Origin of the sequence: Victivallis sp. (genome assembly GCF_048170485.1) — a bacterium.
Classification (GTDB): domain Bacteria; phylum Verrucomicrobiota; class Lentisphaeria; order Victivallales; family Victivallaceae; genus Victivallis.
In genome coordinates, this window is sequence record NZ_DBEXAY010000243.1 from 1 (window position 1) to 11623 (window position 11623).

9 protein-coding genes are annotated in these 11623 nt (G+C 58.6%); 4 read left to right on the forward strand and 5 right to left on the reverse strand.

Annotated features, from left to right (window positions below; translation table 11 throughout):
- Positions 1-135: 135 nt before the first annotated feature.
- Entirely contained in the window at positions 136-720 is a 585-nt protein-coding gene (locus tag ACMLHG_RS12750; RefSeq protein ID WP_417170728.1) for a hypothetical protein, read from the forward strand.
- A gap of 213 nt (positions 721-933) precedes the next feature.
- The gene (locus ACMLHG_RS12755) at positions 934-1521 is read left to right on the forward strand and encodes a hypothetical protein (protein ID WP_417170729.1); all 588 of its coding nucleotides are present in this window, start codon (positions 934-936) and stop codon (positions 1519-1521) included.
- Positions 1522-1589: 68 nt separating this feature from the next.
- Here ACMLHG_RS12755 and ACMLHG_RS12760 read toward each other — a convergent pair whose 3' ends face one another.
- Together ACMLHG_RS12760 and ACMLHG_RS12765 are read right to left on the reverse strand one after the other, a co-directional pair.
- Positions 1590-2306 (reverse strand): prepilin-type N-terminal cleavage/methylation domain-containing protein, encoded by a 717-nt coding sequence (locus ACMLHG_RS12760; protein ID WP_295808633.1) that lies wholly within the window; start codon positions 2304-2306, stop codon positions 1590-1592.
- Positions 2303-4342: a beta-galactosidase gene (locus ACMLHG_RS12765; RefSeq protein WP_417170730.1), complete on the reverse strand. Its 2040-nt coding sequence runs from the start codon at positions 4340-4342 to the stop codon at positions 2303-2305. The genes ACMLHG_RS12760 and ACMLHG_RS12765 overlap by 4 nt, the downstream gene beginning before the upstream one ends.
- 111 nt (positions 4343-4453) lie before the next feature.
- Between ACMLHG_RS12765 and ACMLHG_RS12770 the strand changes: the two genes are divergently transcribed.
- Both ACMLHG_RS12770 and ACMLHG_RS12775 read left to right on the forward strand, forming a co-directional pair.
- Positions 4454-5617, forward strand: coding sequence for a helix-turn-helix domain-containing protein (locus ACMLHG_RS12770; RefSeq protein WP_417170731.1), 1164 nt, complete (start codon positions 4454-4456; stop codon positions 5615-5617).
- 160 nt (positions 5618-5777) lie between these two features.
- Positions 5778-6659 (forward strand): phosphodiester glycosidase family protein, encoded by an 882-nt coding sequence (locus ACMLHG_RS12775; protein ID WP_417170732.1) that lies wholly within the window; start codon positions 5778-5780, stop codon positions 6657-6659.
- Between the two features lie 100 nt (positions 6660-6759).
- On the opposite strand, the gene ACMLHG_RS12780 is transcribed toward ACMLHG_RS12775, so the two are convergent.
- From ACMLHG_RS12780 to ACMLHG_RS12790, 3 genes are all read right to left on the reverse strand, one after another.
- Positions 6760-9234 (reverse strand): endo-1,4-beta-xylanase, encoded by a 2475-nt coding sequence (locus ACMLHG_RS12780; protein WP_417170733.1) that lies wholly within the window; start codon positions 9232-9234, stop codon positions 6760-6762.
- A 353-nt stretch (positions 9235-9587) separates the two neighbouring features.
- Positions 9588-10394 carry a prepilin-type N-terminal cleavage/methylation domain-containing protein gene (locus ACMLHG_RS12785; protein WP_294437136.1) on the reverse strand — a complete coding sequence of 269 codons (807 nt, stop codon included), beginning with the start codon at positions 10392-10394 and terminating at the stop codon, positions 9588-9590.
- Between the two features lie 52 nt (positions 10395-10446).
- A complete protein-coding gene (locus ACMLHG_RS12790; protein ID WP_417170734.1) occupies positions 10447-11508 on the reverse strand; it encodes a GntR family transcriptional regulator in 1062 nt (353 codons plus the stop codon).
- Between the last annotated feature and the right edge of the window lie 115 nt (positions 11509-11623).

An 11623-nucleotide genomic window follows, 5' to 3' on the forward strand; every position in this document is an offset into this window, starting at 1 on the left:
ATTTCTCCGCCCGGCAGGTTGACAAGAATGGACAAAATGATTATACTATTCGTTATGTGCCTGGTGCGCCGGTTGGGGAACCATCTTTCGCGCCGCCATGGTGCTGATTTCATCAACGCAAGAAAGGAGTCCGTCATGAAACTGTTCGCAACGCTGTTCCTCTCCGCCGTGACCACCGCATCGCTGTTTGCCGCGTCCATTCCCCGGTGTGATGTTTCCGGCGTCACCAAGGAGGGCAAGGTCAAGCTCACGCCCGGAACCTCCGAGGGCTGGCGGGTAACTCCGCAGGGCTGGGGGCCGGCTGAGACCCGTCCCTGCCGTCTCTCCGCCTTCTCCACCAAACCGGTCGGCGCGGAGTGGACGCTCTGCAAGTTCGTCTTCACCCCGGAAACCTCCGGAAACGTGTATCTCTCCATCGGCGGTCAGTGGGCCAAAAACGCCGAAGAGCGCGGCTGGCTGGCGGTCAGCAAGCTCTCCGTCAACGGCACGCCGGTCTCCAATGCCGACCTGAAGGAGGTGACCGATCGCAAAGGCACGATGATTCCGAACGGCTTCTGGGCCTACGGCAAGACCCAGTATGACGCCGACGGCGGTCCGGACGGTGCGGCGGCCATGCTCGTCAATCACGACAGCCGTCTTACCCGCACGATCAAGGTGGAGGCCGGCAAGCCGGTCACCATCGAATATATGGCCAAGGCGATTGAAACCCCGAACAAATAAGCCAACTCCGGCAATTCCAGAAAATGTCCTCCGCAACCGCGGCGGACATTTTTTTTGATCATTCGAGGAGCTGCCCGGAACGATCCCGAAAATTTTTCTCTCCGGCGATTTGACAAACCGTAACACAGCTCTATATTACAATATTGTTGTGCTGTTGCCGATAACAACCGGTGACAGCAAGTGGGCAGCAAAGGAACAGGAAAGGAGTCCGTCATGAAACTGTTTGCAACGATCCTCCTCACGAGTGCGGCGGCCGCGTCACTTTTTGCGGCATCCATTCCGCGGTGTGACATCACCGGAACCGACAAGAGCGGCAAGATAGAACTTACTCCGGGCAGCTGCGAAAACGGCGTGCGGACAATCATCCAGAACTGGGGCGATGAAACCACCCGGCCGTATCGGCTGACCACCGCAGGCATCAAACCGGTCAGCACCGAGTGGAGCTCCTGCAAGCTGGTCTTCACGCCGCAGAAGTCCGGCACGGTGATCCTGGCTCTCTGCGGACAATCCGCCAAAAAGGTGAAAGATCGCAACTGGCTGACGGTAAGCCGGCTCACGATCAACGGCAAACCGGTTTCGAACAGCGATCTCAAGCAGGTGTTTGAGCGGAAAGGTCAGAAAATTCCGACCGGTTACAACGTTGCCCGGAATCCGGTGTACCTCGCCGACGGCGGCCCGGACGGCGCGGCCGGCATGACCGTCAACCACGACAACCGCCTCTATCGCGCCATTCAGGTGGAGGCCGGCAAACCGGTCACCGTCGAATTCATGGCCAAAGCGGCTCAGGCGCCGGCGAAATAGACGGTCGCCCTCTCGTTTCAAACGTCCGCATGCGATTCTACTGCGGACGTTTTCTTTTTCAGAGCCGTTTAAAACGGCTGCCACGCCTCCTTCCGGAAGGCGAAAACCCGCGGCTCCGTCATATGGGCATCCTGCCACACCCGCCGGATCTGTTCGGCGTACCTCTCCTGCACCGGCGCGGCGGCGTGTCCGTCCGCATAGAGGATGTTGGCGTATTCGTTATGAATTGCCGCGTAGCCGATGCTTTTATCCGAACCGATGTAGCACTGTGAATTGGGAGTCCGGGTTTCCGACCGGGAACAGCCGAGCACCATCGCCATCGAGGGCGAGCGGAACAATCGATAGTTGATCGCCTTCCAGTTGACGCCGTCCAGTTTCGTCTGTTTGCTGTAATAAGTGGGATAGGCGCTGGTGATCGTCGAGGCGGTGCTGTCCGGATAGAAGCCGCCGTAGGTGTGGGCGCTGTCCTTCGCCTTGTCCCGCAGAGACGGGCAGTAGAACAGCGGGTCCGTTTCCGGCCGGCAGTATCCGTTCTCCCGGCCCTTGATCACCACATTCCAGCTGGAATATTCACTGTTGCCATACGCGTAGTACAACAGAAGTTCCCGGTTTTCATCCAGATAGAACCGGATCATGTTGCCCAGGTTCTTCTGGTTGTTCATGCAGGTGGTCCGGGTCGCCATGGCGCGCGCCCGGTTCAATGCCGGCAGCAGCATCGCCGCGAGAACCGCGATGATTGCGATTACGATAAGGAGTTCAATAAGAGTAAATTGCGTCTTTTTCATCTGCGATTCTCCTTCGCGTTTCCATACCGGGAGGCATACATGGTTTCACTCAATTTTCTCGAGGCGGCGGTCATCTCCTCATAGGGGGTGTCGGTGATATCCACAAAACCGAAGGGATAGCACTCCCCTTTGGAATCCCGCCCGGTCACCGTCTGATCCTGATAGCAGTACCACGCCGCGCCGACCAGGCGGGGATTGGAGAGAATCTCGCCGAAGAGCCGCTCCAGTCCGGCGGCGCGCTCTTTCTGGCTGCGCACCTGCTGGCGGCCGAAAAATCCGTTCCCGTCCGCGCGGAGGGAGAATTCCGAGAGGAAGAGCGGCCGGTCGATCGTCAGCCCCGGCAGTGCAAGATCCCCATACCGCAGCAGGTAGCTGTTGATGCTGATCACGTCGCAGTAACGGGCGGCGATTCCGGCGATGCGGCAGTCGGCCGAGAGAATCGGCATGAAGCGCGACCCCAGATAGAGATGGTTGGGCGCATTGCGCCGGACCCCGTCGCGGCACACCTTGTAATACTGTTCGACCATGAGATCCGTAACGGCGCGCAGATCGGGGAGCGCCGAGCGGAGGTCGAACCGCACCTTGCGGGCGGCCATAAAGTCGTCGAAGGTCCGGAAATCCGATTTCCATGCACGGTTGAGCGCGTCGATCGAGGAGTACTTGCGCTCCAGAAGGCGCCGGAACTCCCGCTTCCCGGGCTGCTGCGGCGGAGCAATTGCCAGCTGCCTGCCGATATCCGCCGGTTGAAACGAGAGCTCATTCTGCACGAAATACCCGATGCAGTAGGGATCGTTCACCGAGAAGGCCCATTCGGTGCGGAACGCTTCATCCAGAGCCGCGGCGAAGGCCGGATCAAAGGCGTCGTAGAATTTGATCCCCGGAATCCGGGCAATCCGGAGATTGTCGAGCAGCACCGGCGTATAGGCGAGCCGCCCGCGGCGGCAGAGGCGCGGATCCGCCCAGCCGCCGAGCGTGTTGAATCCCCAGGCGGAGAGCCGGTCCAGCGTCATATCCAGAGCGGCGGGGAAGATCTCTTGCCCGTACTTCGCCTGCAGATTGCGCAGCACGTAGGAGTCGGTGTGGGTGAACCAGTTCCGCCGGTTCTTCTGGTAATAGGTGTTGTTGTACCGGATGGAGTTCATGCTGAAGGCAAAGAAGAGCCTCCCCTCGGGGTCGATCAGGCTCCAGCGCCCGTCAACCTTCTCCACCCGGAAAAACCCGGTGGCCCGCCGGGCCGGACCGGCCGTCCAGCCGCCGAACCGGTTCCGCTCCTGCAACGGCGACAGAGCCCGGAGCGCGGCGCGTTCGGCCTCTCCGCGCCGGGCGATCTCGGCCTCCTCCCGGACCTTGCCCGGCCAGTCGCCGTGGATGTACTGGCCGAACCGGTCGATGAAAGGATAAAACCGCTCCGGCTCGGCCAGCACGGAAGCGTAGACCGGCGGCGTCCCGGCGAACCGGATGTCGGTGATGCGCAAATGGTACTCCCGGTCGCCGAAAAGGGCGGGATTGTATGTCAGAAAATCCACCTGACGGAGCCCCCGGGGGTGGAGGTTCGGATTGCAGTCCGCCCCCGCCGGACCGCGCATCACCTTCTCCAGCCGGATCTTGTTGTGCGAAGCGATGGTGGTGTACGGAACCGAGATGGAACGCTTTTCCTGCGGCTGAAGGATGACATCCAGCTGTTCCGCCGTATGCCGCTCCCGGCCTCGTTCGGAGTGGATGCGCACCACCAGCAGGACCGGGCGGTCACTGAGATTTTCCACCTCCGCCCGCAGTTCGGCGTAACGGGCGAGATCGATGTTCTCCGGAGCGACCGGAGCGATCGACGCGGTGGGGAGCTGAGCGATGACCCCGGGGCGGCTCTCCGAACTGCGGTAGACCGCTTCAATGCCGGATTTGCAGTCCGGCAGTTTCCGGACGGAACACTCCCGATAGACCGGCACGATCCGGAACTGCGCATTGCTCCAGATCCATTCCGGCTGCGAGGCGGCAAATGCCGCAACCGGCAGAAGAAACAACGAGAACACTTTCCACATGAGATCACCTCCTTTTTTCTGTTTTCTCTTATAGTATACTTGATTTCACCACGATTGTCGATACATTAAACAGTGAATCTCGTTATTATTTCAGGAACCACGGCCGGCAAGATGAAACATGTGCTCTGCGCCTTCTGCGACATGGAGGAAGATATTCTGCGGGAGATATTCCGCTGTGGCCGGGAGTACGGGTGGCTGGTGGAATACTCCCCCCGCACGATCTATCCGGACTGGAGCGGAGACGGGGTGATCACCGACTATCTCCGGCTGGAGGAGCTGCGCCGGATCGCCAATTTCCGGAATACCCCCATCGTGTCGCGCGAACTGCCGCCCCGGGGCAATATCCGCACGGTCCACACCGATACGACGCTGGTGGCCGCGATGGTCATCAACTACATCGAGTCGAGAGGGTTTCAAAACGTCGCCATCGCAGGGAACCGGAAGTGGCCGGGAGAGCTCGACGGCGTCGCACAGGATCCAGGCGAACCCTTCGAACAGCTTGCCCGGGAGCGGGGATTGCATCTTTTCCGCTGCTACTGGGCGCCCAACCTCTACTACAACGAGCAGGAGAGCTACCGGCTCATTCTCGAAACGCTGGAACGCTTTTTCCGGGAGATCCCGAAACCGACCGCGCTCTTCGTCAAGCGGCGCATTCACCTCAACATCATCTACCGGGTGCTGGAGAAGATCGGGTTGAAGGTTCCGGAGGAGATCGCCATCCTCTGCAACTCGGTCTCCCCGCTGATTGCAGAGAACGCGATGGTGCCGACCACCTACGTTTCCGGAGAAATGCGTCAGGTCGGCATGCTGCTCGCCGACACGCTCCGCAGAATGATGGATGGGGAACATCTGCCGGAAGAGCCGATACGGATTGCTCCGGATGCGATCATCACCCGCCGGAGCACGGATGTCTTTGTCGTACCGCATCTCAAACTGAAGAAGGCGCTGAATTTTTTTCAGGAGAACGCGTTCTCCAACATCGGTGTCGCCGACGGTGCGGCGGCGGCCGGTCTTTCGACCAGCATGCTGAACCGCCTCTTCCGCCGGTACCTGCACCAGAGCGCGCTGGATTATCTGCGCGAACTCCGGCTGAACCGCATCCGTCACCTGCTGGCGGAAAGCGATCTTACGTTGACGGAAATCGCCGCCCAGACCGGCTACAGCAGCAAAATCGCCCTCTCGGCCGCCTTCCGGGCCAGCGACGGCATGTCGCCGGGTGCGTATCGCAAAAAAACACGCCGGCAGAGCGAACAAGGGAATTTCCTGCTGGAGTGATTCCCGGCTCCCTCCGTCTTCCCGCGCCCGGGGGAGAGAATTTCCCGGCCGCGGGGCAAGGAATAAAATCGAAACTTTTCCCGTTGTCCGACTGGAAAATTCTCCGTCGAAGCAGTACACTATTGACCGTCAGGAAACTGTTTTATAGGAGGAATCTGCAATGAGACATCTTCTTTTCACCCTGCTGCTGCTCACGGCCTGTTCGCTTTTTGCGCTGGAGGTGGACTGGAGCAAAGCGAAACCGGTTCAGACCGGCGCGCTGCTGTTGAAGTTCGAACTCACCGAACCGAGACTGGAGAAGATCAACCTCATGCGAATCGATCTGCGGACGCCGGGGCTGACCTTCACCGGCACCGCCCGGGATCCCGACTGGGGCAAACCGATGCCCGACTACCCGAAAGGGATCATCCGCACGAAGCGGATCCGTACCCGCGACTTCATGCTCAACTGCCGGAAACAGGGACTCAACATGATCGTCGCGGCCAACTCCGCGCCGTGGTCGCCGTGGCGGAAGCCCTTCACCCACAAGTATGCCAATCCCGCCGGACTGGGGATTCTCGACGGAGAGGTGATCTGCGACCGCCGTCCGCACCGGGCGGTGTTCCGCGTCGATCGCGACGGCAGGGTCGACATCGTCGACTCGGTTCCGGAGGAGGAGTATTCGAAAATCCGGGTCGCGGCCACCGGATTCGCCATCATTCTGCGCGACGGGAAAATTCTCCCCGGCGGCGGCTACGAGAAGAATCCTATGCCGCGCATCGCCTACGGTCTCTCGCAGGACCGGTACTACCTCTACATCATCACCGTCGACGGCCGGCAGAAAGGATGGAGCCTCGGTGCCACCGGTCCGGAAATTGCGGCGATGCTGCGCGACGCCGGAGCAGCCGATGCGATCAACATGGATGGCGGCGGCTCCGCCACCCTCTGCTACTGGGACGAAGCGAAACAGACTCCGGTCACCGTCAACCGCCACACCAAAGAGGGCTACCAGCGCCCGGTCGGCTCGAACATCGGCATCTATCTTGAGCCGCAGTCAAAGTAAACGCCCTGTCCGATCTGCCGTAACTGTATTACAACGAAGAGCGGCAGAAAAAAACTCCGTATGATCTGATTCTCATACGGAGGCGAAACGAGAGGGGCGATCAGCGGAAGCGGAGGATTGTCGGGAAACGGCCAAGTGCTTTTTCTTCCGTATTTCCCGGGGCGATCCATATCGCGTTATCCCTTCCCTCGCCGTCATTGTCGTTGATGAGCAGATTGAACAGGAAGCCGCGTCTGCCGATGCGTTCGGAAAGACCGATCGACTCGAACGGAATTTCCGCCTGATAGAAGGTGGTTTTTCTCGTCTCATCCCGGGCTGTGGTCAGTTTGATTTTTGCGGCGGTTTTCTCGCGGGAAAATCCGTTTGGAGCCATCCAGACCCACACTTCCGGTTTCCCGTCCGCAAGCCGGGTAAGACCGATCTCCCAGCGGCTCGACTGCCCCGGTATCGACAGCGCACATTGAGCGTTGTCCCCGCGCCAGCTTTCTGCCGCTTTGTGAGGCTGACAATGAACGTCGTCCGTCGCCTCAATCCGCAGCAGCAATGCGTTCTGCTTTACGGCCAGCCTGACTGTGGCGCTGAGATCGTCAGGCCCCTTCCAGTAGCGCGGTTCGTTTTCCGGAGCGGAAGGGATTAGCCGGGCGACCTGGCCAGGGTGATTCAGGATGAAATTGGGCTGGACGGAAAATTTATTGCGCGGCAAATCAGTCACGGTCCGGACCTCTTTCTGCATCAGGCCGCTCCAAAGCACCCTTTTCCCGGCGCTGAGACGCAGTTCCACCCCGATCTTCTGCGGGCGATCCGGCAGGGAACAAAAATTGCGCTCTGCCCGCAGCCGCAGAACAAGACGGCACTGCCCCGCTGGAGACACCCGCTGTTCCACCGTTGTGCGGGATCCGGAAAGCCCTTTGGGCAAATGGAGCTTTATCTGAAAGAGAAGCTCCGATTTCGCGGGATTGCTCAGATCCAGTTCCAAGTTGCGCAACTCGCCGGGGAACAGATTGAACACTCCGTCCGTGGAAAGGAATTTGCCTCGGATTTCCGGCTTCGTTTCGGTTTCGCTGTTGTATAAGGCAGCCGGAAGACCTCCGACGGCATATGCCGTAATTCCATCGAGCGCGGTCTGCGGCGTCTGGTTGCCGAAAAGATCGATCCTGGAAAACTTTCCGTCACCGGCAATCGCCAGGAGTGTTTCTCCCGATTCATCACTCCAGGCCGGCAGCAGATAGCCGTTTCCCCGCGAGCGGAACCAGTATGCCTGAAACGGCCGGCCCGGTTCGGCATCTTCAAGGAACTCCGCTTCGCGAAAGGTTCCGGCGAGCATGTTGTATGTTGCATAGACCGGTTTGGGGTAGAAGTCCTGCGTCAGCATTCCGTAGTTATGCTCGGCATTGTTCGGATCCACTCCATCATTGCGCAGATCGTACCAGTTGTAGCCGATTGATCCCCGGGCCCAGCTGACCAGCAGTTTTTTGAAAAGCGTCACCGCCTGTCCCGCTTCACTCGACCAGGTGGTGGGCTCCGCAGTTTCGTTGGCGTACCACGGAGCGGTTATTCCGAACTCTTTTCGTGCCGCCAGAAACGGGTTGATGTGCGTCAGGTAACTCGGAAGATTGCCATGCCCGTGAAATGCGATGATGTCATAATAATTTTTTCCGTCCCGGAGCATTTGACGCACAAATGCGGTCTGCTGTTTCGTGGACACCATGCCGGAAACGCCTCCAGTCATCACGAGCATTTCAGGGGCGTGCTTTTTTACCTCCCGGTACGCGATACGGAGCAGTTTGAGGTACTTTTCCGGATTCCCTTTGAAGGTATTGAGATCCGGCTCGTTCCACACCTCCATATACCGGACGCGTCCGCGATAGCGTGTGGCGAAACGACGGATGAACTCCCCCCACTCCTCCGGGCACCCGGTCCGGTCAAATTCTTTCAGGACCCATCTGGGCAGCCAGGCGCAAAGGGCCTGCAGCTCAATGCCCTGTTTCCCATAGAGAGCAACCAGGTGATCAAATCGGGACCAGTTCCATTTTCCCTGTTCCAGTTCGGCTGTCCACCAGCTGATGTCTTCGCGGAACACTTTTGCTCCGCACCAGGCTGCCGCCATGGCCTCGCGTTCCTGGTCCGCCAGCGGAAATCTCTGGCTGTGGACACAGATGCCGAAGAGAAACCCTTTCGCCCGTCCCGCCGTCGGGCCGGATGGTTTCATGTAACAATAGCTGAGGCGCTTTGAAATGGTTCCGCTGACGTTGCCGGCAAGAGTTGCCTTGATGAAACGGACTCCGAACTGTTCCGGCTTCGGCAGCGAAATGACGCGTTTTGCTCCGGGTTTGAGGGAAAAACGGGTTTCTCCCCCGTCATGAAGTCTGCTGCCGTCGTAATTGTCTACCACATATTTCAGGGTGAACTGTTCTTCTCTTTTTCCGTCGTTCACAATCCGCAGCCCAAGGCGGTTTTCCTCGCCGGGGATCAGGACATGGATCGGCGATCCACGACCGGTTTCCACCTCGATTTTCGCGGCAGAAAGCAAACTTGCCACGGCAAGTTGCAACAGACAGACAGACAAGGCTCTCATCAATTGTTTTTCCTTTTGTAGTTGGAGATTCAGACGGCTTTGAATTTCATCGGAAACGCGGTCAGCTCTCCCCGGCATCCTCCCCGGGCGTGCTCATTGCCGACCGCGACGTGGCAGCGGTTGTTGTAAGCCGTTCAACTCGCGCCCGGTCGCCATCCGAATCAACCCGGCCGCTCTCTATCCGGTTCCTCCGGGCAAACTGCTGTTTTACCCGGTTCCCCGGCTGATACGCGAACAGATGCCGCAAAGCTCCTCCCCTCCCGGACGGAGAACGCCGAACATGACAGCTTCCGTACCGGCAGCCATTTCGCGCCATTTCAGATTCCCATGATCTACGGGATCGTCCCGTTTTCTCAAAATCCGCCGGTAGTTACCACCACGGTACCTTCAAAGAAGAAATAGGGCTGCGAAGGATCTTTCAATTCCCCCGGAGTACGCGAGGCAGTATGTCCGTCCGCATAGGCGATGACAGAGGTACGGCCGTTATGCGCCATGTACACCGCCGCCCCTTCGCCGAGGTCCCATCCGTAGGAGAAGCGCGTAAAGGTAGTGTTGTATTTCGTGCAATGCGTGTCGGCGAAGATGGGGCTCTGCGACGGCTGCCGCATCCTCGGCAGGTAGAACGTACCGTGCTCCGGTTGCCCCTTTGCATTCCAGACAATGTAGTCGCCCAACTGCCGCCTGCGACTCTCGTCGGTGGCGAAATTGCTCCAGTCAATGCCGAATGTGCTGCGCCAGAAGAAATCGTTGTCGTTATTTTCCGGTCCGACCCGGTTCACCGAAGAGGGGCATTGCAGGCTCTTCTTGCCGATATACCCGCCGCCGGGGACAGTGTAACTGCCGTTCTCATCGGGGGAATTGCACAGTATCGCCGACCAGAGACCGAAAGTGGTGGAGCCAGTCGGGTCTGACCGATAGGCGATGAAGTACTCCTTGTAATCTCCGGCGTACTGGACCTGTGCAAGAATCGCCTGTTTTTTATTGTTAGAGCACTGCGACTCCCGCGCCCGCTCCCGCGCCTGATTCAATGCCGGAAGAAGCAGAGCGGCAAGGATGGCGATGATCGCAATTACAATCAGAAGTTCAATCAATGTAAATGAACGGCGATGACTCCACAACAGAACGGTGTCTCCGGAACTTTTCCGATGAATGATGGACATGATGGTACCTCCTGTTTGTTTATATTACGGAAACGGGAAACTCCCGGGTTCTTCATACAGTGCGACATGCCGGCAGCGGGCAGAGCGAACGCCGATCCACCAGTTCCGGCATGATGGTGATCTGGGTTTCAAACCCGCTCTTCCCGGAGAGGATATTGGCGGCCATTTCCATAACCGCCTCAGCGATCTTGCGCTTGGAAATATCGATGGTGGCAAGCTCCTCTATGCCGGGCATCTCAACATTGCCGAAGCCGAGAATACTCAGGTCTCCCGGCACATCAACCTGCAGCGCTCGAAGCGCCTGGAGCATCTTCAACGCACCGTAGTCGGAAATGGCGAACAGCGCGGAGAAATCGTACTCGCCCGCCCGGAAGGCACGGGCAAACCGGGAGATCATCGGCTCCGGAACGTCGCCGGGATGCATGCCGCAGTCGAGCATCGTGACACTGCAGCCGCAGGAGGAGGCAGTGAATTGAAAACTCCGCACCGCCGACTCCACTGTCAGCATATGCGGTTCACAGTAGAGCAGCCCGATGCGGCGGTGCCCCAGTTGCGCGAGATGACGTGCCGCCAACGCTCCGCCGGCGACGTCATCTCCGCAAACATAACGTATCTCCTTAAATGGCACGGCATTCGAACAGAGGATCACCGGTGCTGCCGCGCGGCTGATCTGAAAGATCTGAAGTGGTGAAAGCTGGTCATTGGTAATTGAGTCGATCACGATAAGATCTGCATTGTAGTTGTTGAGCGTAGCACAGATATCTTCGCGATAATCAAAGAGAATGATCTCCAGGTTGAAATGGTGCTTTTTCGCCGCCCATTCCAGCTCACGCTGGATTTGCCGCAGATAGGGGCTGTCCCAGTCCGGGTGAAACATCAGAATCTTCGGAGCATTTCCGGAACGGTCCCGGCGGACGAACATCCCCTGCCGCGGCACCGACTCGAGCAGTCCGCGCTCTTTCAGCAGGGCTATTGCCGGACTCACCGTCGCCTGGCTGACCTGATATTCCGCCATCAGCTGCCGCACGGTTGGAAAAGGTGTTCCATCCCGCATCGCCGCAATCTTACGGCAGAGCTGCTGGTAGAGCACCTCACTTTTGCTGGCGATTTCCATCTCTGACTGCCTGTCTTGTGTATCGTTTCTCAATACAGAATATTCAAAGAAAAAACGGTGCCGCCACCGTGTCTCTTTATTAGATACAGATTAATATATAGGGAGAATTTCCGAA